Origin of the sequence: Pedobacter duraquae, assembly GCF_004362245.1 — a bacterium.
Lineage (GTDB): Bacteria > Bacteroidota > Bacteroidia > Sphingobacteriales > Sphingobacteriaceae > Pedobacter > Pedobacter duraquae.
The window spans coordinates 761,138-788,009 of record NZ_SNWM01000003.1 but is presented as its reverse complement, the minus strand read 5'-3'; the positions used below and the strand labels follow the sequence as shown (position 1 = coordinate 788,009).

Genomic DNA, 26,872 nt, shown 5'->3' with positions numbered 1-26,872 from the left:
TAATTTTATAAAACAGTAAAGAAGTTCTAATGGCAATTTATAGATTTAGAGTAAGTTTTGAAGATTTTGATGAGGTAATAAGAGAGATTGATATCAAATCTACTCAGACATTTGAAGACTTGCACAAAGCAATTCACCGCTCCACCGGCTACAGTTTTGAGAAATCTTCCTCATTCTATGTTAGTACTGATCATTGGATTAAAGGCGATGAAATTGCTTTTCAGCCAAATCAGCGTAAACAGGATAGAGGTGTTGCCCTTATGGAAAACTCTAAATTGAGTAGTTTTATTGAAGATCCCCACCAAAAATTTTACTATATCTACAACTTCGATCGCCCGTTTGATTTTCATGTTGAATTGATCAAAATCATCCTTGAAGATGATCCAAAGATTAATTATCCATTTTTATTTAAAAGCACTGGTGAGGCTCCTAAAATAATTGACAAAAATAGTTTTGGTGCCGTTGCCGTATCAAGCAATCCGGTGTCTACTGATTTTGATTTTCTGAACGAAATGGATTTTGTTCCTGAAGATACCGAGGAACTTGAGGCAATGGGTGGAAGAGGAATCAATACGGAAGATAAATCTGATGACAGCGACGAAGAGGAAAGTGATGACAGTGATGAATTTTCAGATTCCGACAGCTTTGACGATGAGGATTTTGAAGGTAAAGAGGACTACTAATGCCTGATTTGGCTACCCCTAAAACTCTGATTGTTATTGCCGGCCCTACGGCCGTTGGCAAGACAGCACTGGGCATTGAGGTAGCCAAACACTATCGTACCGAAATTATTTCGGCAGATTCCAGACAGTTTTTTATCGAGACAGAAATCGGCACGGCAAAGCCGTCTGCTGATGAACTGACCGCTGTAAAGCACCACTTCATCAATTCACACCACATCCATGATTTTTTCAGCACTGGAGATTTCGAACAGGCTGCTATAAAACTTCTTGAAGAACTTTTTACCAAATACGACGTGCTCGTTTTAGTCGGTGGGTCCGGATTATATATTAATGCACTTTTAAACGGTTTAGATGATCTTCCAGCAACAGATCTAAATATTAGAGCGCAGTTAAATGCTACTTTCCTTGAGCGCGGATTAGAGCCGATAAAAGAACAACTCAGCGTGGTTGATCCTGAATATTTTGCATCGGTTGACCAGCAAAATCCTCAGCGATTGGTCCGGGGTTTGGAGTTTTACTTATCCACCGGACAGAAATTATCGGCATACCTTCATAACACTAAAAAAAAGCGACCTTTTAATATCATAAGAATTGGCTTGAATAAAGACAGGCAGGAATTATATGATCAAATTAATTATAGAGTCGATCTTATGATGGATAACGGCCTTCTTGATGAAGTGCGCTCATTACTTCCATACCGTAGTTTAAACGCGTTAAAAACCGTCGGATATTCTGAATTGTTTGACTATTTGGATGGTCTTATTTCCTTAGAGGACGCCATTAACAGTATCAAGCAAAACACCCGCAGATTTGCCAAGCGTCAACTCACTTGGTTCAGAAAAGATAGCGAAATGATGTGGTATCACCCTAGTCAGATATCAACGCTTATTGCTGACTTGGATGTGATGCTAGTGCGTCCTAAGCCTGAGCTGTAGGCCCACCAAAAGTCATAGGAAACCCTGCGTTCTCTTCTTGTGTTTTAATTCTTCCATTGATAGCCTCGAATTTCTCAATATTATCCTGCATCGCATTAATCAGGCGCTTTGCATGTTCCGGTGTTAATATAATTCTAGACTTAACCTTAGCTTTTGGAATTCCTGGCATCACACGAATAAAGTCGAGTACAAATTCGGTATTAGAATGCGTGATAATGGCCAGATTAGAAAATATACCCTCTGCAATTTCTTCAGACAGTTCAATATTAAGTTGGTTTTCTTGTGCTTGTTCTTCCATTGTACAAAATTACTTTTTTAATCCAACTTAATCTGCATTGGATTTATATTTCAAATATTTCAAAAAAAATCCCCCTGTCTTTCAACAGGGGGATTTCCATTAGTTATAATTATTAAGCTTCTACTTCTTCTTGTTTTGAAGCTAATAGTTTGTCGTACTCTTCTTGAGAACCAACGATGATTCTCTCGTAACCACGTACACCCGTTCCAGAAGGAATTAAGTGACCTACGATTACGTTTTCTTTCAGACCTAACATATTATCACGTTTACCAGCGATAGCTGCCTCATTCAATACTTTTGTAGTTTCCTGGAAGGAAGCTGCAGAGATGAAAGATTTAGTACCTAATGATGCACGAGTAATACCCTGTAGAATTGAACTCGCAGTTGCAGGTCTTGCATCACGCACCTCAATTTGTTTTAAATCTTTACGTTTCAGTTGAGAATTTTCGTCTCTCAATTTACGTAATGAAATAATCTGACCAGGTTTAACGGTATTTGAATCACCAGCTTCTACAACAACTTTTTTGTCATAGATCTCATCATTTTCTACCATGAAATCCCAACGGTCTACAGAATTGTTCTCTAAGAAACTAGTGTCTCCCGGATCTTCAATATGTACTTTTTGCATCATCTGGTGAACAATAACCTCAAAGTGCTTGTCGTTGATTTTCACACCTTGTAAACGATAAACCTCTTGGATACCATTTACTAAGTATTCCTGAACAGCAGCAGGTCCTTTGATCGCTAAAATATCAGCAGGTGATATTGAACCATCAGATAATGGCATACCAGCTTTTACAAAGTCATTATCCTGTACCAGAATGTGCTTAGACAATGGAACCAGATACTTTTTAACTTCTCCGTCTTTCGACTCGATAGTCATCTCTCTGTTACCACGTTTAACGCCACCTAAAGTTACCACACCATCAATCTCAGTTACAACAGCTGGATTAGAAGGATTACGTGCTTCAAACAATTCAGTTACACGTGGTAAACCACCCGTAATATCTCTTGTTTTTCCTGTTGCACGAGGAATTTTAACTAAAATCTGACCCGTTTTAACTGCTTCACCTTCGTCGATAGCAATGTGGGCACCAACAGGAATGTTATATCCTCTGATTAACTCACCTTTTTTATCTACTACTCTTACAGAAGGGTTCTTAGTTTTATCACGTGTATCGATAATTACTTTCTCACGGTGACCAGTTTGTTCATCTGATTCTTCGCGGAAGGTAACACCTTCAACAATCGCATCAAACTCAATCTTACCGGCAAACTCTGAGATAATAACCGCGTTGTATGGATCCCATGAACAAATCCTGTCTCCTTTAGTAATTTTCGCTCCATCTTCAACATATAAGAATGAACCATAAGGAATATTATTCGTCATGATAATCTTATTTGTTCCCGCTTCAACGATTTTAAATTCTCCTGAACGACCTAAAACAATTTGTTTAACGCCTTCTTCAGTGTCATTCTCTACCGTACGAACATTTTCGAATTCGATGATACCATCAAATTTAGCAATGATCTGTGACTCAGCAGCAATGTTGGAAGCGGTACCACCCACGTGGAAAGTACGTAGTGTTAACTGTGTACCCGGCTCACCGATTGACTGTGCAGCAATTACACCTACAGCCTCACCTTTTTGAACACGTTTACCAGTTGCAAGGTTACGTCCATAGCACAGGGCACAAACACCTCTTTTGTTCTCGCAAGTTAATACAGAACGAATCTCTATACCTTCCAGTGGAGAATCATCAATTGCTCTCGCAATTTCTTCATCAATATCCTGACCAGCAGACACAAGCAATGTACTATCTAACGGATTGAAGACATCGTGCAGGGAAATACGTCCCAGAATTCTGTCATACAATGGCTCAACAATATCCTCGTTATCTTTCAGAGCAGTAGTGTACATACCTCTTAAAGTACCGCAATCTTCAGCGTTTACAATCATGTCTTGTGCAACATCATGCAAACGACGTGTTAGGTAACCAGCATCGGCCGTTTTCAAGGCTGTATCTGCCAAACCTTTACGTGCACCGTGGGTTGAGATAAAGTACTCTAATACCGACAGTCCTTCTTTAAAGTTCGATAAAATTGGATTTTCAATAATTTCACCACCTGAACCCGATTTCTGAGGCTTAGCCATCAGACCACGCATTCCGCAAAGCTGACGAATCTGCTCTTTAGAACCACGGGCCCCGGAATCAAGCATCATATATACAGAGTTGAAACCTTGGTTATCGCTCGATAACTGTGTCATCACGAATGATGTCAGTCTGTTATTGATACGAGTCCAGATATCGATAATCTGATTATAACGCTCGTTGTTAGTAATGAATCCCATGTTATAGTTATTCCTCACTTCATCTACTTCAGCAGATGCTTGTTCCAATAAAGCATGCTTCTCAACAGGAATGTTTACATCTTGTAAATTAAATGATAAACCTCCTCTGAAAGCCATTTGGAAACCAAGTTCTTTGATATCATCAAGGAACCTCGCAGAGCGCGCCATACCTGTGATTTTAACAACCTCGCCGATAATATCTCTCAACGATTTTTTGGTCAATAACTCATTGATATAACCAACTTCCTCAGGAACCATTTGGTTAAAGAGTACACGTCCAACAGTAGTATCAATTAATTTATTAACAATAACGCCATTTTCCTTGATGTTAGCTTTTACTTTAATAAAAGCATGAAGGTCAATACGTTTCTCGTTATATGCGATGATTACTTCTTCCGCAGAATAGAAAATAGAATCCTGGCCTTTAACTACGCGTCCCTCATCAGTCCTACGACCTTTGGTGATGTAATATAGACCAAGAACCATATCCTGTGAAGGTACAGTAATCGGAGTACCATTTGCAGGGTTTAAAATGTTGTGTGCAGCAAGCATCAGAACTTGGGCTTCCAAAATAGCAGCATGACCTAAAGGTAAATGCACAGCCATCTGGTCACCGTCAAAATCCGCGTTGAATGCAGTACAAACAAGTGGGTGTAATTGAATGGCTTTACCTTCTACCAACTTAGGTTGGAAAGATTGAATACCCAATCTGTGCAAGGTAGGTGCACGATTCAGTAATACAGGGTGACCTTTCAATACATTTTCAAGAATATCCCAAACTAATGGATCTTTTCTATCAACAATTTTCTTCGCTGACTTAACTGTTTTTACGATCCCACGTTCGATCATCTTACGAATGATAAACGGTTTAAATAGCTCAGCAGCCATATCCTTAGGTAAACCGCATTCATGCAATTTAAGGTTAGGCCCAACAACAATTACAGAACGTGCTGAATAATCCACACGTTTACCCAATAGATTTTGACGGAAACGTCCTTGTTTACCTTTCAGAATATCTGAAAGAGATTTCAAGGCGCGGTTACCCTCAGTTTTAACAGCATTCACTTTACGTGAATTGTCAAATAATGAGTCAACTGCTTCCTGCAACATACGTTTTTCATTACGCAGAATTACTTCCGGCGCTTTGATTTCAATCAAACGTTTTAGACGATTGTTACGGATGATTACACGACGATATAAATCGTTTAAGTCAGACGTAGCAAAACGTCCACCTTCAAGAGGTACTAACGGACGTAACTCTGGTGGAATAACAGGAACAATTTTGATAATCATCCATTCTGGATTATTCTCAATTCTGGTTTTAGCACCACGGAAAGCTTCAACAACCTGAAGACGTTTTAGCGCCTCATTTTTACGTTGCTGAGAAGTCTCGTTAGCAGCCTGGTGACGCAGGTTATATGATAACGTATCTAAATCAATGCGTTTCAATAAATCTTCTAAGGCTTCAGCACCCATTTTGGCGATGAATTTGTTAGGATCCTTATCATCCAGATATTGATTTTCTTTAGGTAACTTATCAAGAATATCTAAATATTCTTCTTCAGTTAAGAAATCCATATACTGAATACCCTGATCTCCCATTAAACCAGCCTGGATTACCACATAACGCTCGTAATAAATGATCAGGTCGAGTCTTTTTGTTGGCAAACCTAAAAGATATCCGATTTTATTCGGCAGGGAACGGAAATACCAGATATGCGCAACAGGAACCACCAAGTTGATGTGCCCCATACGCTCTCTACGTACTTTCTTTTCAGTTACTTCAACACCACAACGGTCACAAACAATACCCTTATAACGAATACGTTTATATTTACCGCAATGACATTCGTAATCTTTTACCGGACCAAAAATACGCTCGCAAAACAAACCATCACGCTCAGGTTTGTAAGTACGGTAATTTATGGTCTCAGGTTTTAACACCTCTCCACTCGAACGCTCTAAAATAGCTTCCGGCGACGCCAAACTAATGGTGATCGAGGTGAAATTGCTTTTTAATTTATTATCCTTTTTGTAAGACATATCTTTTTTGAGTTTTAAGTGATAAGTATAGGATGGTATGCCTTTGAAAACATACCATCCGACTTAAAACTTTTAGTCTAACGTAATATCTAAACCTAATCCACGTAACTCATGTACCAATACATTGAATGATTCTGGTACACCTGGTGTAGGAAGGTTCTCTCCTTTTACGATTGCTTCGTAAGTTTTGGCCCTACCGATCACATCATCCGATTTAACGGTTAAGATCTCTTGCAGGATATTGGCCGCACCAAATGCTTCGAGTGCCCAAACCTCCATCTCGCCAAAACGCTGTCCACCAAACTGAGCTTTACCACCCAATGGTTGTTGCGTAATCAACGAATATGGTCCGATTGAACGTGCATGCATTTTGTCATCAACCATGTGACCTAACTTAAGCATGTAGATGATACCTACAGTGGTAGGCTGATCGAAACGCTCACCAGTTAACCCGTTATGCAAATAGGTTCTACCAGATGCAGGTAGTCCTGCTTTAGCAATCCAGTCTTCTACTTCATAATGTTTTGCACCATCAAAGATCGGAGTTGCAAATTTCACACCCAATTCTTTACCAGCCCAAGCTAGTACAGTTTCGTAGATCTGCCCTAAGTTCATACGCGAAGGTACACCCAGCGGGTTCAATACGATATCCACTGGAGTTCCATCTTCAAGGAATGGCATATCCTCATCACGAACGATACGGGCTACAATACCCTTGTTACCGTGACGACCTGCCATCTTATCTCCAACTTTAAGTTTACGTTTCTTAGCAACATAAACTTTAGCCATCTGAACGATTCCTGAAGGAAGCTCATCACCTACACTAATTGCGAATTTGTCACGTTTGTAAGCTCCAAGCTCTTCATTCACGCGGATACCATAGTTATGAATCAACAATTTAATCTGATCATTTTTGTCGTCATCAGTTGTCCATTTGTATGGGTTGATGTGTGCAAATTCTAAATCAGCTAAACTTTTCTGAGTAAACTTGGCACCCTTAGGAAACAATTGTTCCTTGTAAACGTTGAATACACCCTGAGATGTTTTACCATTCACAATCTGGAATAATTTGTCTACCAACTCAGCCTTCAGATTTTCAGTAGCTAAATTGTATCTCTTATCTAATTTCTCTATTGCAGATTTTTCCTCTGCTTTAGTAGTTTTCTTAGCTCTAGAGAACAATTTGGTATCGATTACAACACCTTTGATCGAAGGAGGAGTTTTTAAAGACGCGTCTTTAACGTCCCCTGCTTTATCACCAAAGATTGCACGAAGTAATTTTTCTTCTGGTGAAGGATCCGACTCACCTTTTGGTGTAATTTTACCAATAAGGATATCGCCTTCTTTAACCTCAGCACCAATACGGATAATACCGTTTTCGTCAAGATCTTTTGTTGCTTCTTCCGAAACGTTAGGGATATCTGGTGTTAACTCTTCTTCCCCACGTTTAGTATCACGCACTTCCAGTTCGAACTCTTCGATGTGTAAAGAAGTGAAGATATCTTCTCTGACAATACGTTCGTTAATTACAATCGCATCCTCAAAGTTGTATCCTTGCCAAGGCATGAAAGCTACTTTTAAGTTTCTTCCTAGAGCCAATTCACCATTTTCAGTTGCATAACCTTCACACAATACCTGACCTTTAACAACTTTCTGCCCTTTTTTAACAATTGGTTTTAAGTTGATACAAGTATTCTGGTTGGTTTTCTTGAACTTAATTAATTTATAAGTTTTGCTATCTCCTTCAAATGATACTAAACGATCTCCATCGTTTCTTACATATTTAATCGTGATTTCGTTAGCATCAACATATTCAACAGTACCATCGCCTTCTGCATTGATCAATGTTCTTGAATCTCGTGCCACACGGCCTTCCAATCCAGTACCAACAATAGGTGCTTCAGGACGCAACAAAGGAACTGCCTGGCGTTGCATGTTGGATCCCATCAAAGCCCTGTTTGCATCATCATGTTCCAGGAAAGGAATCAATGATGCAGCGATTGAGGTAATCTGATTTGGCGCAACATCCATCAAGTCTAATTTCTCAGGCTCGATAATTGGAAAGTCACCCTCATAACGAGCTTTAACACGAGCAGTAGTGAAATTACCTTTTTCATCATATTCAGCATTAGCTTGAGCAATGGTTTTACCATCCTCATCTTCTGCCGAAAGATAAATTACAGGCTCATCTACTACAACAAGTCCATCCTGAACTTTTTTGTAAGGTGTTTCAATAAACCCAAGGTTATTGATTTTCGCATGAACACAAAGTGATGAAATCAAACCAATGTTTGGTCCCTCAGGTGTTTCAATTGTACACAAACGACCATAATGCGTATAGTGAACGTCACGTACCTCGAAGCCAGCACGCTCACGGGATAAACCACCTGGGCCTAATGCTGACAAACGACGCTTGTGCGTAATCTCCGCCAAGGGATTCGTCTGATCCATAAATTGCGACAATTGGTTTGTTCCAAAGAACGAATTAATTACCGAAGATAAAGTACGGGCATTAATAAGATCTGTTGGTGTAAACACCTCATTATCGCGGATATTCATACGCTCACGAATAGTACGAGCCATACGAGCTAAACCAACGCCGAACTGAGCATATAATTGCTCACCTACAGTACGTACACGACGGTTAGACAAGTGATCGATATCATCCACCTCTTCTTTAGAGTTGATCAATTTGATCAGATACTTAACAATCGCAATAATGTCTGCTTTGGTTAACACCTTAACATGATCAGGCGTATCCATTTTCAACTTACGGTTGATGCGGTAACGACCAACATCTCCTAAGTCGTAACGTTTATCCGAAAAGAACAAACGTTCAATGATGCCTCTTGCTGTTTCCTCATCAGGTGGTTCTGCGTTACGCAAAGCACGGTAGATGTTTTCCACAGCCTCTTTTTCAGAGTTGGAAGTATCTTTTTGTAATGTATTATATATAATGGTATAATCAGCCTGACTTGCACCATCATCTTTAGACAAGATGATCGTTTTAACGCCAGCATCAATGATCATATCAATGTGGTCATCTTCTAAAACAGTATCCCTATCTAAGATTACTTCGTTACGATCTATTGAAACTACCTCACCGGTATCTTCATCAACGAAATCTTCAACCCATTTTCTTAGTACCCTTGCAGCAAGTTTACGACCGATAAATTTCTTCAATCCAGATTTGCTAACTTTTACTTCGTCAGCTAAATCAAAAAGTTCAAGAATATCTTTATCAGAGTCATAACCGATGGCTCTTAACAAAGTGGTAACCGGGAATTTTTTCTTACGATCAATGTAAGCATACATCACGTTGTTAACGTCTGTAGCAAACTCAATCCAGGATCCTTTGAAAGGAATTACACGGGCAGAATATAACTTGGTTCCGTTAGTGTGACGGCTTTGGCCAAAGAACACACCTGGAGACCTGTGTAATTGAGATACAATAACACGTTCTGCACCGTTAATAACAAATGTACCCTTAGGAGTCATATAAGGTATGGTTCCTAAATATACATCTTGAATAATGGTTTCAAAATCTTCATGTTCTGCATCGTTACAAGAAAGCTTTAATTTAGCCTTCAGCGGAACACTATAAGTCAATCCCCTGTCAATACACTCAGGTATATCATAACGTGGGGGATCAATAAAATAATCAAGGAATTCTAAAACGAATATATTCCTTGAATCTGTGATTGGAAAATTTTCAGCAAACACCTTAAACAATCCCTCTGTGTGACGGTTGTCTGATGTAGTTTCGATCTGAAAAAATTCTCTGAATGATTGCAACTGCACATCTAGAAAATCAGGATAATCTATAATGTGCTTACTACGTGCAAAATTTACTCTTTGGTCGACTTTATTTGCCAATGGACTAAAGTTAATTTACTTTAAGAATAAACTATTTGTTTGGTTTGCCGTTATACCACTTCATCAACCAAGCAAAATGAAATGTTTATAAACAGGTATAGACTCCGACTATACAGTCGGAGTCTAATGTTAAAGTTGTATTTAAATTAAGTGATTACTTAATTTCAACTACAGCTCCAGCTTCTTCTAATTGTTTTTTCAAAGCTTCAGCTTCGTCTTTAGCAACACCAGCTTTTAATTCTTTTGGTGCACCATCAACTAAATCTTTTGCTTCTTTCAAACCTAAACCAGTCAGGTCTTTTACCAATTTAACTACTGCTAATTTAGAACCACCAGCTTCTTTCAATATTACATCAAAAGTAGTTTTTTCTTCAGCTGCAGGAGCAGCATCAGCAGCAGGACCTGCAACAGCAACTGCAGCTGCAGCTGGTTCGATACCATACTCGTCTTTTAAGATTTGAGCTAATTCGTTAACTTCTTTAACTGTTAAGTTTACCAATTGCTCAGCAAACGCTTTTAAATCTGCCATTTTTATAGATTTTTAAAAATTTACGTAAAATAATTTATTTAATATGAACTTATAAGGTGTTCCTTAACCTTCTCTTTCTTGAAGAGTTTTAACAATTCCTGCAATTTTGCCACCGCTCGATTTTAAAGCCGAGATCACGTTCTTAGCTGGCGACTGTAATAGACCAACGATATCTCCAATAAGCTCTTCTCTCGATTTCAAGCTTACTAATGAATCTAAATGGTTATCACCAACATATACTGATGAATCGATATAAGCTGCTTTAAGTACCGGCTTATCAGATCCTTTTCTCAACGCTTTAATCAGTTTTGCCGGAGCATTACCTGTTGTTGAGAATAATAATGCTGATTGTCCTTTTAGGGCTGCAAAGATCTCTGATGCATCACCTTCCAATCCTTCGATCGCTTTTCTGATCAAAGTATTTTTGGCAACCTGCATTTCGATACCGCTTTCAAAACATTTGCGACGGATATTATTTACTTTCTCAACAGATAAGCTAGATGTATCAGCAATGTAAAAATTGCCAAACTCCTGCATTTTCTCTTGAAGAGCTGAAACTAGTTCGTGTTTTTCTTCTCTGTTCATAATTAGATCCCCGCTACTGATTTAGTTTCGATTGCAATTCCAGGACTCATTGTTGAAGAAACATGAATGCTCTTAAAATAAGTTCCTTTTGCAGCAGATGGTTTCAATTTAGAAATTACTTGTAGAACTTCTAAAGCGTTTTCATATATTTTCTCTGCTGGGAATGATACTTTTCCTACTGAAGCATGTATGATACCAGTTTTATCAACTTTAAAATCAATCTTTCCGCCTTTTACGTCAGTAACTGCTTTACCAACTTCGTTGGTTACAGTTCCTGATTTAGGGTTTGGCATAAGGTTACGTGGACCTAAAACGCGGCCCAGTTTACCTACTTTTGCCATACAAGCAGGAGTAGTGATAATAATGTCAACATCTGTCCATCCACCTTCAATCTTGGTCACATATTCGTCTAAACCTACAAAATCTGCACCTGCTGCTTTAGCTTCTTCTTCCTTATCAGGATTACAAAGAACTAATACGCGTACAGTTTTACCTGTACCGTGTGGTAATGTAGCAATCCCACGTACCATTTGATTGGCTTTACGTGGATCTACACCTAAAGCGATATCGATATCTACCGAAGCATCAAATTTAGTTGTAGTGATTTCTTTTACCAAAGCAGCCGCATCCTGTAAAGAATACGTTTTACCAGATTCTAGTTTAGCATGTGCCTTTTTTTGATTTTTTGTTAATTTAGCCACTGTTGTAAACTGTTTTTTGTTAATTAATTTGTCCAGGGTGCATCACCGCTAACGGTAATTCCCATACTGCGTGCTGTACCGGCAACCATACTCATTGCCGACTCGATAGTGAATGCATTTAAATCAGTCATCTTATCTTCAGCAATTGACTTAACCTGATCCCAAGTCACCGAACCAACTTTCTTACGGTTGGGCTCAGCAGAACCACTCGCTAATTTAGTAGCATCTTTTAACTGGATAGCTACCGGAGGAGTTTTGATGATAAATTCGAAAGACTTGTCAGCATAAACAGTAATTACAACTGGTAATACTTTACCGGGCTTATCTTGGGTACGAGCGTTAAATTGCTTGCAAAATTCCATAATGTTCACCCCTTTAGCACCCAAAGCAGGTCCTACTGGTGGTGATGGATTTGCGGCTCCACCTTTGATTTGTAATTTAACAAGCGCACTGACTTCTTTTGCCATTTTCTGTTTTGTTAATTTGTAATACTCAATGTTATTATGTTGGAAGCATGTAACAATTAAGATTTTTATTTAGTAGATCTAAGATTACTCTTTCTCTACCTGCATATAATTAAGCTCTAGAGGTGTCTTACGACCAAAGATCTTAACCATAACTTTTAACTTTTTCTTTTCTTCGTTAACCTCTTCGATCACCCCTGTAAATCCGTTGAACGGACCATCCATAACTTTAATGTTTTCACCAACATAGAAAGCGACATTCATCATCTCACTCTGCTGACTCATCTCATCAACTTTACCCAGGATCCGGTTAACTTCTGCTTGGCGCATCGGAACCGGATTTCCACCCTTATCTCCTAAAAAGCCAATCACACTATTAACGTTCTTAATAATGTGCTCTAATTCTCCGTCTAATGTAGCTTCAATCAAAACATAACCAGGATAAAAATTGCGCTCTTTTGCAATCTTTTTTCCTTCTTTCATTTGGTAATATTTCTCCATTGGGATCAACACTTGAGGAACCAAATGAGAAAAACCTAAACGGCTGATTTCAGAATCAATATACTGTTTTACCTTTTTCTCTTTACCACTAACAGCCCTAACTACATACCATTTTAACTGATCGTCCATTTAGCTATTTTAATTTGAAAGTGATTTATAGAAAGTATCAAGAGCGAATGTAGAACCCTTATCCATCGCAAAAATAACTACTGCAATGATTAATGAAGCTACCAGAACCAGAACTGAAGAATTTTGCAATTCTCCCCATGTTGGCCAGGTAACCTTCTGAGTCATCTCCTCATACGATTCTTTAATAAATTGAACTACTTTAGCCATAATTATCTTTTTGCACGGGAACAAGGATTCGAACCCTGATCAAAGGTTTTGGAGACCTCTATTCTACCGTTGAACTATTCCCGTATTAGAACAAAGTACTCAGGCATTAACGCCTAAGTACTTTTGTTTATTATTTAATTAACTCCCAATGGGTTTAATTATTTTACAATTTCAGTTACCTGACCAGCTCCTACAGTTCTACCACCTTCACGGATAGCAAAACGAAGACCTTTTTCCATTGCGATTGCATTGATCAATTTTACATTGATTGTAACGTTATCACCTGGCATAACCATTTCAGTTCCTTCAGCAAGGGTGATTTCACCTGTTACGTCTGTGGTACGGAAATAGAATTGTGGACGGTATTTGTTAAAGAATGGAGTGTGACGTCCACCTTCTGCTTTTGATAATACATAGATCTCAGCTTTGAAATCAGTGTGAGGAGTTACAGATCCTGGTTTGCAAATAACCATACCACGACGGATATCAGTTTTCTCAATACCACGTAACAACAAACCTACGTTATCACCTGCTTCACCATAATCAAGGATCTTACGGAACATCTCAACACCTGTTACAGTAGATTTAAGATTTTCAGCACCCATACCCAAGATCTCAACTGGATCACCAGAGTTGATTACACCACGCTCAATACGACCAGTTGCAACAGTACCACGACCAGTGATCGAGAATACATCTTCAACAGGCATCAAGAATGGAAGCTCAGTCAAACGTGGAGGGATTGGAATATAGCTATCAACAGCATCCATCAATTCCATGATTTTACCAACCCATTTAGCATCACCATTCAAACCACCCAAAGCAGAACCTTGAATAACAGGAATGTCATCACCGGGGAAGTCATAGAATGACAATAATTCACGTACTTCCATCTCTACTAATTCTAGTAATTCAGGATCGTCAACCATATCCACTTTGTTCATGAATACTACCAATGAAGGTACACCTACCTGACGAGCCAATAGAATGTGCTCACGAGTTTGTGGCATTGGACCATCTGTAGCCGCTACAACGATGATAGCTCCATCCATTTGCGCAGCACCTGTAACCATGTTTTTCACGTAATCCGCGTGACCTGGACAGTCAACGTGAGCATAGTGACGGTTAGCAGTTGAATACTCAACGTGTGCTGTGTTAATAGTGATACCTCTTTCTTTTTCCTCAGGAGCTGAGTCAATAGAATCAAATGAACGCGCCTCAGATAAACCAGCATCAGATAACACTTTAGTGATAGCTGCTGTTAAGGTTGTTTTACCGTGGTCAACGTGACCGATAGTGCCGATGTTTAAGTGCGGCTTGCTGCGGTCAAACTTTTCTTTTGCCATGTTTTTATACTTATTAGTAGGTTAACTTTTTATTTATTTATTGTTTTGATACAATCTCAATACAGAAAACCTTGTCCATTCTGTCTCAATTAACAGATTTAACAAAGTCTCTTTTTTTATTTTTCTGAGCCAAAGATGGGACTTGAACCCACGACCTCTTCCTTACCAAGGAAGTGCTCTACCGCTGAGCTACTTCGGCTTTTAATCTCCCACCCTTCTGCTTTCCGTGCCGAAGCCCAATCTTTATTGTTATAGAGCGGAAGACGAGGTTCGAACTCGCGACCTATAGCTTGGAAGGCTATCGCTCTACCAACTGAGCTACTTCCGCTTTTATAATGGTGGGGGGAGAAGGATTCGAACCTTCGAAGTCTTGCGACAACAGAGTTACAGTCTGTCCCATTTGGCCACTCTGGTATCCCCCCATCTTTCAATCATAGCATTTGCACGCTCAATTAAAAGAGCCTCCTATCGGGATCGAACCAATGACCTACTGATTACAAGTCAGTTGCTCTACCAGCTGAGCTAAGGAGGCTATTATCATACTTTCACAGAACACCCCATTTCTTTTAAGGTAACGCCCTCTCCGAAATGGAATGCAAATCTACAAGAATTTAGGATGTATGCAAAACTTTTTTCAAAAAAAAATTGGCGGAATCTACTCCGCCAATCCTTTCTGAAAAAATATCGAAAATAGATGCCTAATAATCAGTGACTTCATCTGCATCTAAAATTGTCTTTTGCTCAATAATTTTTGCGCGATTTTTTTCTTTATGTTTTGTAATCTGCTTTTTTAACGACTCTATCGATAAATCTGTAGCCTCTTCGAAAGATTTACATTGTTCCTTTGCAAATAAAATTCCGCCGGGAACCATCAATTTGATCTCACTGATCTTGTTAGCTTCATCCTCTACATTTTCCAGTTTTAAATAAACTTCACCACTAATGATCTGGTCATGGAACTGATCTAACTTATCTACTTTCTTCTGTATAAAATCCAATAATTTCTGGTCTGCAGTGAAATGGATCGATTGAACTGTAATTTTCATTTTTCCTCCTTTTTTACGCCTTTGGATGGGCCTGTTTATAAATTGTTTTTAGTCTTTCAATAGAATTGTGCGTATAAACCTGCGTAGCAGCTAAACTAGCATGTCCTAGTAACTCTTTTATCGCATTGAGGTCTGCACCTCGATTTAACAAGCTAGTAGCGTAAGAGTGCCGTAAAACGTGCGGACTCTTTTTTTCCTGAGTAGTTACAAATCCCAGGTATTTCCGTACCATATCGTATATGAACTTTCGGTGAACCGCTATACCTTTATCAGTAACGAATAAGAACTCGCTTTTGTTATTAAAATTCTGCACTGATTTCAGCGCCAAGTAGCTTTTTAGTTGATCCACAAGCTGTTTGGTCATTGGAATGACTCTTTCTTTATTCCCCTTTCCAAGCACACGAACAGAGTCATCGTAAAAATTCAGATCGCTATCTCGCAAACTGATCAACTCCGCAAGTCTTATGCCTGTTCCAAAAAAGGTTTCCAATATAAGCTTATCTCGCACCGAAGGAAAACTACCATTAAAAATTTCAGTAGAATCTAAAAGATTATCCATTTGTTTTTCCTCAACAAAAATCGGAAGTTTTTTTGTTGACTTGGGCGCCTTTACCTGACTCATCGGATTACCGATTATGATTTTTTGCTTTACCAGATATTTGTAAAAACTTTTAAGCGTCGATATTTTGCGACCAATAGAATTTGCGCCGACATTATTTTCAACTAGTCTTACCATGTAATTCCTGACATGGATATATTTCACTTCAAGTAGTCCAAGCTCAAATTCGAGTACGATAAAATCCTGAAACTGGAGGAGATCGGAGCGGTATGCCGACAACGTGTTCGGCGAGTACCTTTTCTCATGTTCAATATATGTTAAAAACGGCTCTATGGACATACGTATTACTGATCATGATTCTTAAAATTCAATATACAAAATGATCTGAGATTCCGCTAAAAATGTGCAAAAAAAAAGCGCCAGTGAAATTCACTGGCGCTTTCTATAGTATCAATTTCTAGAACTAGATAGTTCCTTCTAATTGCATATTTTGTTTGTAAATCGCGTGTTTAACTTGTGTACGACGAGCTACAGATTTTTTCTCGTATGCTTGACGGCTACGTAGTTCTCTCAAAACTCCAGTTTTTTCAAACTTCTTTTTGAAACGTTTCAGCGCCTTATCTAATGATTCGCCGTCTTTAATATTAATAATGATCATAACGTTAAAATACCTCCTCTCGTTGTTTTTAGGACTGCAAAGGTAACAAAAAAAATCGCTCTGCAACAATTAGAAAATAAAAAATCAGTATTAACTATTGAGCTTGAAATATTTAAGCATAAAAAATCCGGAGAACAGAGCTCGCCGGACGTTATTATATTTGGTTAGAATATGCTATAGAATAATTAATTTAAGTTATGCATTTAATATTTCTCTTGCAATAACTATTTTCTGAATCTCCGAGGTTCCCTCTCCTATCGTACACAGTTTGCTGTCTCTGTAGAATTTCTCCACCGGAAAATCCTTAGTATAACCGTAGCCACCAAATATTTGAACAGCCTCAGTAGCACAACGTACGGCAACTTCGGAGGCAAAGTATTTGGCCATTGCAGATTCTTTAGTCATTTTCTGACCTTTGTTTTTCATATCTGCGGCCTGTCGGATCAATAACTCTGCAGCTTCGATTTCAGTGGCCATATCAGCCAGTTTAAAGCTAATACCTTGAAAATTGGCAATTGGCTGTCCGAATTGATGACGCTCTTTAGCATATGCCACAGCAGCTTCGTACGCCCCTTGGGCAATACCCAGAGACAGCGCGGCAATAGATATCCTTCCTCCATCCAATACTTTCATAGCCTGCTTAAAACCATCACCAACGTTACCCAACAAATTAGTTGCAGGCACACGACAATTATCAAAAATCATTTCAGTTGTTTCAGAAGCCCTCATGCCAAGTTTATTCTCCTTTTTACCGGCGGTAAAACCTGGCGTACCTCGCTCCACAACAATAGCTGAAATACCCTTCGAATCGCCCTGCTCACCTGTACGAACCATCACTACAGCAATATCCCCAGATTTTCCGTGAGTGATCCAGTTTTTGGCACCGTTGATCACATATTCATCACCGTCAAGGGTAGCCGTCGTTAACATACGTAATGCGTCTGACCCGGTATTCGCTTCAGTCAACCCCCAGGCGCCGATCCATTCCGCTGTTGCCAGTTTTGGAAGCCATTTTAACTTTTGCTCTTCACTACCAAAAGCCAGAATATGCCCGGTGCATAGAGAGTTATGTGCCGCCACAGACAATCCGATGGAACCGCACACTTTAGCTACACCAACAATAACGTCAACGTATTCCTGGTAACCCAAACCAGCACCCCCATAAATCTCAGGAACTAATACTCCCATTAATCCGAGTTCGCCAAGCTTTTTAAATACTTCTACAGGAAAAATCTGCGCCTCATCCCATTCCATCACATGTCTTCGGATATTTTTTTCTGCAAAATCCCTGACCATGTCCCTGATCATCTCCTGATTTTCAGAAACTGAAAAATTATAACCTACAGTGTTTTCTATCGTGTCAACCATGTTTTCGTGTTTGAATGCGACAATAGTAAACAATAAATTCTATAGGAACTGCAAGCAAAAGTTTGTCTGAAAACAGAATGAAATGGTATTTAGTTCATTAACACGATTGGCTTCTTGTTCATTGGGAAAATTGTGTGAATACAGTTCAATAAAAAAAATATAATTTTTTACCGAATAATAACGGTTAGTAAGATGCTAGCGTAAAAATAGGTGCGTTACCTTCAGCAAGGCGTTCCTTACCTTTTAAAAAATCTAGTCCGATGATAAATGAAAATCCAGCCACCTCAGCTCCTAACATCTTAACGAGTTTAGCGGCAGCAACAACAGTACCGCCAGTAGCTAGCAAATCATCATGAATTAATACCTTTTGCCCAGGTAACAGTGCATCTTCATGCACTTCAAGTACCGCGCTGCCATATTCCAGATTACATGGTTGTTTAATAGTTTTGAAAGGGAGCTTGCCTGCTTTTCGAATCGGCACAAAGGGTACCTGCAATGTTTGCGCCAACAACATTCCAAATAGAAATCCTCTACTTTCTATACCAACAACCACATCAACTTTCACATCCAGTAATTGCGCAGCCAGTGCCTCAGTAATTTCTCGACACAAAACTCCGTCTTTTAATATCGGTGTGATATCTTTGAATACTATACCTGGCTTAGGGAAATCGGCAATATCACGTACCGTCTGTTTTATTTTTGATTCTATCATAGCTCAAACGAAAGGTAAGGTGCTATTTTATCTATTGTTTCCGTCGATAAAATGGCCACTTTATTTAAGTCAGCAATATTACTATAATTTCCGTGTTGTTTTCTATACTGGATGATTGCATTAGCTTGTTTGTACTTTAAGTAGGGATGGTTTTTTAATAATTCAAGTGAAATCGTATTGATCATAATTTTCCTGAGATAGGCAGGATCAACTTTAACCTGTTCACTGATCTCCTGATATTTCAGCGAGTCCAGTCCGAAGACTTCTTTCAATTGTTGCTTTGTGTAAAAACCACCCAACTGCTCTCTGTATTTAAAAATTCGCTTTGCAAAAGTCGATCCTACACCATTAATCTCTACTAATTCCGTAGTATCTGCACTATTTAATTCGATAACTCTTAGAATTTCAACATGGTGCTTTCTATAAGATTTTGAAATCCCGGGTTCTATTGTCTCAATTTGAATATAAGGCGAAATGCGTGCATATAGAGATGGTTTAATGGTATACATTTTTTTCACATCTTCAGCGACCCGAAACTTACCTCCTTTAGCGCGGTAATTTAAAATCGCCGCAGCTTGCTTTGGAGAAAGCCCTAACCGTTCCCAGCCAGCAGCATTTAGCGTATTGGGATCAAATTTAAACAGTTCTCCATCATCTTTCATCCGACTGATAGTATTTTTATGTTTCCACATCATCGTTCGTTTTAATAAGATATCAGAATCTGCAACGATATTTTCTGTTTTATAGTTGTCTTTTTTCTCTGGCAGCAACCAGGAAAGCACAGCGGGCAATAGCGTAACGATCACGATCAACACCCATAAGATAGTCAGCCCGTTAAATTCTGTCCGACTCACTACAAAGTATTTATTTAGCCATTTTCTCATAACCTGCTAATGTAAACCGGATATTTAAAAATATAAATCTTATTTTTGAGATTGCTTTAAATCCAAATTGATATTCATGAAGATCATAACCACCAAAGAGTTCGCAAAAGCTACGAAAATCGATAAATTAGGCGTACCAGGGTTGGCTGCCCTGCTAATGGAGGTAATGAAACTAAACGACATTAACAAGGTATTCTCCCAAAATGAGCACTTCAACGGTCTTGAGTTTGTAGATAAAATTTTGGAGACTATCGGTGTAAGCATAGATTTTGATGAAGATGATTTGAAGAGCATTCCAAAAACTGGGGGATTTATTGCGATAGCAAATCATCCTTATGGAGGCGTGGAAGGATTAGCACTGGTTAAGTTACTTTGCATGGTTCGACCTGAAGCTAAAGTCATGGTTAACTTCATTCTCAAAAAAATCCCTAATCTAAGTGAATTCTTTGTAGCTGTTAACCCTTTCGAAAATGTTCAGCACTCTTCCAGTATAAGTGGTTTAAAAGCGACATTTGATCTTTTACAAAGCGGCACACCGATTGGAATTTTTCCGGCAGGCGAAGTCTCGACTTTTAGTCTAGATAAACAGGAGATCACCGACCGCCTTTGGCACCCTGTTGTTGGCAAGTTAATCGCGCGCGCAAAACTACCGGTGGTTCCTATATATTTTCATGGCAATAACGGTGTATTATTTAACATCCTCAGTTTTATACACCCAACTTTAAGGACAGCCAAGCTTCCCTCAGAATTTTTAAACAAACAAGGTTTAAAAATAAAAGTTAGAATTGGCAGACCTATTGATATACAAGATATATCCTATCGAAACAATACCAATAAGCTACTTGATTTCCTGCGTGCGCGTACTTACGCCCTAGGAACTGGTTTAGATCAGGAACGAAAATTATTCAATCCGATCAATCTGTTCAAAATCAAAAAAAAACCTGAAGAAATTATCGAAGAAACTTCGAGATTGGAAATCGTCGCTGAAATAGATCAATTGGAAAGTTTCCGGGTTTGGGCAGAAAAAAACTACGAAGTCTATATTACCCCTACAGCCAACATACCAAATGTACTTCGCGAAATAGGGCGCTTAAGAGAAATTACTTTTAGAGAAGTAGGCGAAGGAACGAATAAAAAAATTGACCTTGATAATTATGATATATATTATCACCACCTATTTATATGGGACAAAGAACTTCAAAATATTGTAGGAGCATATCGGATAGGTAAAGGTGACGAAATCTTAAACACAATGGGGCGCAGAGGCTTTTATCTGTCGGAACTATTTAAAATTAAGGAGCCTTTCTATCCCGTTTTAAGAAAAGGCATAGAGTTAGGCAGATCCTGGATTAGAAAAGAATATCAACAAAAACCATTGCCCTTATTCTTATTATGGAAGGGAATTCTAAAATACCTCTTGGATAATCCGCAGTATCGATACATGTTTGGGCCAGTTAGTATTAGCAACAACTTTTCCAAGTTTTCTAAATCACTTATAGTGGACTACATTACAAAAAATCATTTTGATTACGAACTTGCAGCGTATGTAAAACCAAAAAACAAGTTCAAAGCTGATTTGAGTCCTATAGATACCGACCTGCTTATTGAAAGTAGCGAGTCATTAAAAGATCTTGATAGCCTTATATCTGACATCGAAAATTCACACATAAAAATACCAGTATTGTTAAGGCAATATATGAATCTGAATGCAAAGATCATTTGCTTCAATATTGACCCCAAATTTTCAGATTGCCTTGACGGATTTTTAGTCGTAGATATGAGAAATATTCCAGCTGAAATGCTGGAAAAGATCGGCAAAAACTTTTAAGCTATATAATTAAAATAAAAAGGTCCGTATTATCATATGATACGGACCTTTTTATTAGTTCTTGAAATAGATTTTCTTGATCAGGTAGGGAAAGAAACCTAAAACAACTGTTACATTCTGAGTAAAGTTTTTCATATGTATTATTTAGAGAGTTTAATTAGCCAAATATGAGACTAATGAAGTAGCCTCAAATAGCAGGCCAAAGAGACAATAGAACATCTCAAATCCAAAAAGATACATGTACCGTGCTGTTTTACAATATAATACCCTAAAATAAAAAGCTCTTAAGGTGAAAATGTATAATATATTTCGAAAATACTGTAAAAATACAGCGTCCTGCTACATTAACTTTGTACTGTGAAACAGACAGAAAAAACAACTGTACCAATATTGGGAATGAGCTGCGCCGCTTGCGCTGCCAGTATCGAGTCAATCGCCAGAGCTCAAAACGGTGTGTTATCGGCAGATGTAAACTACGCTACCCAATCACTTAAATTAGAATATAAATCTGACATTGTTAAACTCGAACAAATACAAAATGCCGTTAAATCTTTTGGATACGATTTATTGGTAAACAAATTAAATGCGAAGGACCAACAGGAACAATCACAGCTAAAGAATTATCAAAAACTGAAAAGAAACTTGTTATGCTCAATATTACTCACAGTACCGATAGTATTAATAGGTATGTTTTTCTCCGATATGCTATATGCTAACTATACCATGTTAATATTAACTGCACCGATACTACTGATTTTTGGAAATAAGTTTTTTGTTAACGCCTACAAACAGGCAAAACATCACCAGGCAAACATGGACACGCTTGTCGCTTTAAGTACAGGGGTCGCATTTTGTTATAGCTTTTTCTACACAACATACCCTCAATTTTGGTACAACAAAGGCTTACATCCGCACGTTTATTTCGAGTCATCAGCAGTCATTATTGTATTCGTGATGTCTGGCAAACTGCTGGAAAAAAAAGCTAAATCAAACACATCCTCCGCAGTTAAAAACCTAATCGGTTTACAACCGAAAAATGTGAATAGAATTACATCAAATAACATTGAGGAAGTCCCATTGGAAGTTATCCAAATTAATGATCTTATTTTAGTGCGGCCAGGAGAAAAAATACCTGTAGATGGCGTACTTTATGAAGGCGAATCCTTTGTAGACGAAAGCATGCTTTCAGGTGAGCCAATTCCCATCTTAAAGGAGGCGGCAGATGAAGTATTTACCGGTACAATCAACCAAAAAGGGAGTTTTAAAATGATCGCGCATGAAGTGGGCGAAACAACACTCCTATCAGGTATCATTAGGATGGTGCAGGAAGCCCAGGGAAGTAAAGCGCCAATACAAAAATTGGTTGATAAGGTTGCTGGCATTTTTGTACCAATTGTTCTGAGTATCGCGATATTAACGATTGCCTCCTGGTATGTTTTCGACCGGCCGCATGCTTTTTCTGAAGGTCTTATGGCTACAATATCCGTCCTGGTAATCGCTTGCCCTTGTGCCTTGGGACTTGCCACACCTACAGCTATAGTAGTAGGTATGGGTAAAGGCGCGGCCAATGGAATATTGATCAAAGATGCAACAGCACTAGAACTTGGTTATAAAATTAATGCGATCATCTTAGATAAAACAGGAACGCTTACCTCTGGAAAACCTATAGTGACAGATATGATATGGTCCGGGTTTTCCTCCTACAATCACAGTGAAGCTCAGTCGGTATTGTTTACCATCGAACAATCCTCAGAGCATCCCTTGGCTTCAGCAATTGTAACTCATCTTCAAAAAGATCCCGTTCAGGAATTACGCTTAACTTATTTTGAGAGCATCACCGGCAAAGGCGTTTCTGCAGAATTCAATGACCAAAAATATAGGGTAGGAAATGTGCTTTTCTTAGATGAATATAGCATAAACGTGCATTCAGATATTGCGTTACTTGCTAAAAAAATGCAAGATGATGCAAAAACCGTAGTGTATTTTTCATTAAACAATGAGGTCATTGCGCTGATTGCTATTGAAGATCAACTAAAGATCAATGCATTAGCAACAATAGCTGAGTTAAAAAAAATGTCGATCGCTATTTATATGCTCAGTGGAGACCATGAAAATACGGTGAGGTCCGTTGCAGCTAAACTCAACATAGAAAATTACCATGCTGGCCTACTCCCCCACCAAAAAGCTGATTTCATTAAAGAATTACAATTGAAAGGGCAGACTGTTGCAATGGTAGGCGATGGTATTAATGATGGTCAGGCTTTAGCACAAGCAGACCTATCAATAGCGATGGGGCAAGGATCTGCTATTGCGATCGATGTAGCTGGCATCACGCTAATATCATCTGATCTTTCACAAATTGCGAAAGCGATTCAGCTCTCAAAGAACACAGTCAGAACAATTAGACAAAATCTATTTTGGGCATTCATCTATAATGTGATCGGAATTCCTTTAGCTGCAGGTATATTGTATCCAGTAAATGGTTTTTTACTAAATCCAATGATTGCCGGAGCTGCAATGGCATTAAGTTCTGTATCTGTAGTACTAAATAGTTTACACCTAAAAGCATCAAAATTAAATTAAAACACAAAATGAAAATACTGAAATTTAAAACTAATATCATGTGCGGCAGTTGCGTAGCCAACGTGACCCCTATTCTGAATCAAATGGATGTTATTGAAAGTTGGACAGTAGACACGCTTTCACCTTCTAAAACATTAATCGTCAAAGCATATGATTCAATTTATTCTGATGATTTAATCACAGCATTAAAAAGTGTTGGTTACGCTGCCGACCCTATTGGGTAAATTAACAACCATGTATATTTAAATAATTATTTCTTTACATTTACAAAGTCCAGGCGATTAGCGTTTTAAAATATGATTCTATCCATTAAAAACATGGTGTGCGACAGATGTATTTTTGCTGTTAAACGGCACCTAGAAGATCTTGATTATACAGTCAACCAGATAAATCTTGGAAAAGTCGACATCGTTGAGGATCTAAAGGAATCAGAATTAGCAACCCTAAGCTTGTCTTTGAGCATTTTAGGCTTTGAAGTTATAAGCAATCAAAGAGAACGATTGATTGAACAAATTAAGAATGTTATCATAACTCAGATTCATCATTCAGACCTGTCAAAATTAAAAATTAATTATTCCGAATTGCTCTCAGGTCACATACAAAAGGAATATGCATATTTAAGTAGGATATTTTCTGAAACAGAGCATAATACCATTGAACAATACATTATACAACAAAAAATAGAAAAAGTTAAAGAACTTCTCGAATATGAAGAGCTTAATTTAAATGAGATTTCGTGGAAAATGGGATATAGCAGTAGTGCTCATTTGTCAGCACAATTTAAAAAGATAACTGGGTTATCACCAATTAAATTTAAAAGAAAATCACATACAGACCGGAAGTCACTAGATCGTATTTAAAACCTGTATGCAACGCCCAATTCTCCATGAAAATTAAATATATCGTTATTGGGTATGTAGTACTGATCTGGGATATAGTCCTTCATCCTCCACTGGTAATTTAATGATCTTATACCTTGCATTTTCGTATTTAACAGTAGATTTTTATATTCCCAAGTTCCAAAAACAGCAAATGCTATATCTACCCAACTTCTGCTAAAACCATTTAAACCTCTTATTGCTGAAGTGTACAATTCCAAATTGTGTTCATAGCGATCCACTGTCAGACCGATTTGTTTCAAATTACGCACCCAGGAGACTGACAATGTCTGTAGGTTGCCTCCGCTCCCTATTCCCGCGCCAAGCACCTGGCCTAAATTTGTGTAACCCTGAGTTACTGTTGCATGGTAATAAAAGCCATTAGCATCACGTATTAATCTTCCATCCAACGGTTGCGATAACTGTGTCACTTCTGCACTGATTTCCAAAAATTCACCAGAACTTGGTAGGGGTACTAATTTGCTCATCCCGAAAAGATATGCTCTAGAGTGCTGAGGCGATCCTATGAAATCTCTAAAATTAAAAGAATTATCATTTAAACCGTACTCAAAGTATACTTCAGCCTTCGCTTTAGGGAAAACCCATCTAGCATTAAAAGATGTTCTTTGATCTCGAGGGCTTAAGTCATCTCCTTGACCATCGTTAAATTTTGCTTTTTGAAAAGGGGTAAAATAGGGGAAATAATCGTTAAAAGACTTCAAATCAGGACCATAAGACATAAAATCTCTATTATATCCAAGAAAAAGCCCTGGTATCCATTTTGGCTGATAGGTTATATTCAAACCTGACAAATATCGCCAATCATGCCTCGGTATAGTCCGCACAAATTGTCCAGTAGACGTAGTCTGCCTTTCTATCGGTGCATAACCCGATTCTTCTAAACGGCCAGCTATTAGTTGGCCTTCGAATGAACCAATTGGTGTTTTGAGTGGACGAACAGAATTAAGTGTCAAATGTTTAAATCCAGGGGCATTATCAGTCATTAAAATTGAATTCTTCCTACCAGGTCCCCACCAGAGGTTTTCATTCGAAAGTCCAAGAGATAAAGGCCCTTGAGTTAATCTAATACTACTTTGACCCCATAACAATTTCTTGTATTTTGTTTCGCCGAACCTTTCAGGGGCATCGATATAATTATAGTTACCAATATAATAATTAGATAATTCATAATCGCTGCGATCTTCCCCATAACTTTCGAATTGCGAATTTGAAGCATAGACATATTCTGGTCTAACTTGTATGGTTAATGGACCGTATTTGGCAAAAAAACCAGCACCCACAACAGTTTGATAACCTTTCGACGGTATAAAGGCTCCGTCATTCCATCCATAAGGATGGTGTGAATTAAATTGTTGCTGCCACTCCAATGGTAGCAACATGAATAGGCCTTTTCCTTTTGAAAAACGGAAGGATTCAGATGGTTTAAATTCTTCGCTATTGACCGGAAAAAAAATATTACTCACTCCCAGTGCTTCTCCAAATAATGGTTGCACACCAAATGAAATAGAAGAATCCTGACTTCCCAGAAGCTGACTCCTTCTATAATAATCTTTTAAGACTCGCTCAGTTGTAGGAAGCGTCTGCGCTTTAGCATTATAACAGGTAAATAAGAAAATTACTCCAGTAAATACTATTTTAACACGTTCAAATACATTTGAACACAGAAATCTCATCATAAATAACCA

The 26,872-nt window shown here is 38.3% G+C and carries 23 protein-coding genes and 5 tRNA genes; 6 read left to right on the top strand and 22 right to left on the bottom strand.

What is annotated here, in order from left to right; all coding sequences use genetic code 11:
• Positions 1 to 29: 29 nt before the first annotated feature.
• Together CLV32_RS15120 and miaA are read left to right on the top strand one after the other, a co-directional pair.
• The gene (locus CLV32_RS15120; RefSeq protein WP_133556960.1) at positions 30 to 683 is read left to right on the top strand and encodes an IS1096 element passenger TnpR family protein; all 654 of its coding nucleotides are present in this window, start codon (positions 30 to 32) and stop codon (positions 681 to 683) included.
• Entirely contained in the window at positions 683 to 1,618 is a 936-nt protein-coding gene (gene miaA, locus CLV32_RS15115) for a tRNA (adenosine(37)-N6)-dimethylallyltransferase MiaA (RefSeq protein ID WP_133556959.1), read from the top strand. The genes CLV32_RS15120 and miaA overlap by 1 nt, the downstream gene beginning before the upstream one ends.
• Here the strand turns inward: miaA and CLV32_RS15110 are convergent.
• The 21 genes from CLV32_RS15110 to CLV32_RS15010 form a co-directional block, all read right to left on the bottom strand.
• Positions 1,602 to 1,916: a DUF3467 domain-containing protein gene (locus CLV32_RS15110; protein WP_133556958.1), complete on the bottom strand. Its 315-nt coding sequence runs from the start codon at positions 1,914 to 1,916 to the stop codon at positions 1,602 to 1,604. The two genes, miaA and CLV32_RS15110, sit on opposite strands and share 17 nt — an antisense overlap.
• A gap of 112 nt (positions 1,917 to 2,028) precedes the next feature.
• Complete coding sequence (rpoC, locus tag CLV32_RS15105; RefSeq protein ID WP_133556957.1) at positions 2,029 to 6,312, bottom strand: DNA-directed RNA polymerase subunit beta'; 4,284 nt, start codon at positions 6,310 to 6,312, stop codon at positions 2,029 to 2,031.
• Between the two features lie 72 nt (positions 6,313 to 6,384).
• Positions 6,385 to 10,188 (bottom strand): DNA-directed RNA polymerase subunit beta, encoded by a 3,804-nt coding sequence (gene rpoB / locus CLV32_RS15100; protein WP_133556955.1) that lies wholly within the window; start codon positions 10,186 to 10,188, stop codon positions 6,385 to 6,387.
• A gap of 154 nt (positions 10,189 to 10,342) precedes the next feature.
• Positions 10,343 to 10,717 carry a 50S ribosomal protein L7/L12 gene (rplL, locus tag CLV32_RS15095; protein ID WP_133556953.1) on the bottom strand — a complete coding sequence of 125 codons (375 nt, stop codon included), beginning with the start codon at positions 10,715 to 10,717 and terminating at the stop codon, positions 10,343 to 10,345.
• Between the two features lie 63 nt (positions 10,718 to 10,780).
• Entirely contained in the window at positions 10,781 to 11,302 is a 522-nt protein-coding gene (rplJ, locus tag CLV32_RS15090) for a 50S ribosomal protein L10 (RefSeq protein WP_133556951.1), read from the bottom strand.
• Between the two features lie 2 nt (positions 11,303 to 11,304).
• Positions 11,305 to 12,003, bottom strand: coding sequence for a 50S ribosomal protein L1 (rplA, locus tag CLV32_RS15085; RefSeq protein ID WP_133556949.1), 699 nt, complete (start codon positions 12,001 to 12,003; stop codon positions 11,305 to 11,307).
• A 23-nt stretch (positions 12,004 to 12,026) separates the two neighbouring features.
• Positions 12,027 to 12,470, bottom strand: coding sequence for a 50S ribosomal protein L11 (gene rplK, locus CLV32_RS15080; RefSeq protein ID WP_037443979.1), 444 nt, complete (start codon positions 12,468 to 12,470; stop codon positions 12,027 to 12,029).
• Between the two features lie 84 nt (positions 12,471 to 12,554).
• Positions 12,555 to 13,097, bottom strand: a complete 543-nt coding sequence (gene nusG, locus CLV32_RS15075; RefSeq protein ID WP_133556947.1) for a transcription termination/antitermination protein NusG — start codon at positions 13,095 to 13,097, stop codon at positions 12,555 to 12,557.
• A gap of 9 nt (positions 13,098 to 13,106) precedes the next feature.
• On the bottom strand, positions 13,107 to 13,304 hold the full coding sequence (gene secE, locus CLV32_RS15070; protein WP_133556945.1) for a preprotein translocase subunit SecE: 198 nt from the start codon (positions 13,302 to 13,304) through the stop codon (positions 13,107 to 13,109).
• A 13-nt stretch (positions 13,305 to 13,317) separates the two neighbouring features.
• A tRNA-Trp gene (locus CLV32_RS15065) sits at positions 13,318 to 13,388 on the bottom strand.
• 74 nt (positions 13,389 to 13,462) lie between these two features.
• Complete coding sequence (gene tuf / locus CLV32_RS15060) at positions 13,463 to 14,650, bottom strand: elongation factor Tu (protein ID WP_133556943.1); 1,188 nt, start codon at positions 14,648 to 14,650, stop codon at positions 13,463 to 13,465.
• Positions 14,651 to 14,777: 127 nt separating this feature from the next.
• Positions 14,778 to 14,849 (bottom strand) — tRNA-Thr (locus CLV32_RS15055).
• Positions 14,850 to 14,905: 56 nt separating this feature from the next.
• A tRNA-Gly gene (locus CLV32_RS15050) sits at positions 14,906 to 14,978 on the bottom strand.
• Positions 14,979 to 14,986: 8 nt separating this feature from the next.
• Positions 14,987 to 15,072: transfer RNA gene (locus CLV32_RS15045), tRNA-Tyr, on the bottom strand.
• A 37-nt stretch (positions 15,073 to 15,109) separates the two neighbouring features.
• Positions 15,110 to 15,182 (bottom strand) — tRNA-Thr (locus tag CLV32_RS15040).
• 166 nt (positions 15,183 to 15,348) lie between these two features.
• Positions 15,349 to 15,696, bottom strand: coding sequence for a ribosome hibernation-promoting factor, HPF/YfiA family (gene hpf / locus CLV32_RS15035; RefSeq protein WP_133556941.1), 348 nt, complete (start codon positions 15,694 to 15,696; stop codon positions 15,349 to 15,351).
• Between the two features lie 13 nt (positions 15,697 to 15,709).
• Positions 15,710 to 16,594, bottom strand: coding sequence for a tyrosine-type recombinase/integrase (locus CLV32_RS15030; protein WP_133556939.1), 885 nt, complete (start codon positions 16,592 to 16,594; stop codon positions 15,710 to 15,712).
• Positions 16,595 to 16,718: 124 nt separating this feature from the next.
• Positions 16,719 to 16,913, bottom strand: coding sequence for a 30S ribosomal protein S21 (gene rpsU, locus CLV32_RS15025; protein ID WP_012781007.1), 195 nt, complete (start codon positions 16,911 to 16,913; stop codon positions 16,719 to 16,721).
• Positions 16,914 to 17,108: 195 nt separating this feature from the next.
• Positions 17,109 to 18,281: an acyl-CoA dehydrogenase family protein gene (locus tag CLV32_RS15020; RefSeq protein WP_133556937.1), complete on the bottom strand. Its 1,173-nt coding sequence runs from the start codon at positions 18,279 to 18,281 to the stop codon at positions 17,109 to 17,111.
• Positions 18,282 to 18,465: 184 nt separating this feature from the next.
• Complete coding sequence (locus CLV32_RS15015; RefSeq protein ID WP_133556935.1) at positions 18,466 to 18,993, bottom strand: adenine phosphoribosyltransferase; 528 nt, start codon at positions 18,991 to 18,993, stop codon at positions 18,466 to 18,468.
• A complete protein-coding gene (locus tag CLV32_RS15010; protein ID WP_133556934.1) occupies positions 18,990 to 19,877 on the bottom strand; it encodes a ComEA family DNA-binding protein in 888 nt (295 codons plus the stop codon). Before CLV32_RS15010 ends, CLV32_RS15015 begins: the two co-directional genes overlap by 4 nt.
• A 76-nt stretch (positions 19,878 to 19,953) precedes the next feature.
• Between CLV32_RS15010 and CLV32_RS15005 the strand changes: the two genes are divergently transcribed.
• From CLV32_RS15005 to CLV32_RS14990, 4 genes are all read left to right on the top strand, one after another.
• Positions 19,954 to 21,705, top strand: coding sequence for a lysophospholipid acyltransferase family protein (locus tag CLV32_RS15005; RefSeq protein WP_133556932.1), 1,752 nt, complete (start codon positions 19,954 to 19,956; stop codon positions 21,703 to 21,705).
• 357 nt (positions 21,706 to 22,062) lie between these two features.
• Positions 22,063 to 24,288 carry a heavy metal translocating P-type ATPase gene (locus tag CLV32_RS15000; protein WP_243732326.1) on the top strand — a complete coding sequence of 742 codons (2,226 nt, stop codon included), beginning with the start codon at positions 22,063 to 22,065 and terminating at the stop codon, positions 24,286 to 24,288.
• Between the two features lie 8 nt (positions 24,289 to 24,296).
• Positions 24,297 to 24,512, top strand: coding sequence for a heavy-metal-associated domain-containing protein (locus CLV32_RS14995; RefSeq protein WP_133556930.1), 216 nt, complete (start codon positions 24,297 to 24,299; stop codon positions 24,510 to 24,512).
• Between the two features lie 72 nt (positions 24,513 to 24,584).
• Positions 24,585 to 25,148: a helix-turn-helix domain-containing protein gene (locus tag CLV32_RS14990; protein WP_133556928.1), complete on the top strand. Its 564-nt coding sequence runs from the start codon at positions 24,585 to 24,587 to the stop codon at positions 25,146 to 25,148.
• Here the strand turns inward: CLV32_RS14990 and CLV32_RS14985 are convergent.
• Entirely contained in the window at positions 25,145 to 26,863 is a 1,719-nt protein-coding gene (locus CLV32_RS14985) for a capsule assembly Wzi family protein (RefSeq protein WP_133556926.1), read from the bottom strand. The two genes, CLV32_RS14990 and CLV32_RS14985, sit on opposite strands and share 4 nt — an antisense overlap.
• Positions 26,864 to 26,872 lie beyond the last annotated feature (9 nt).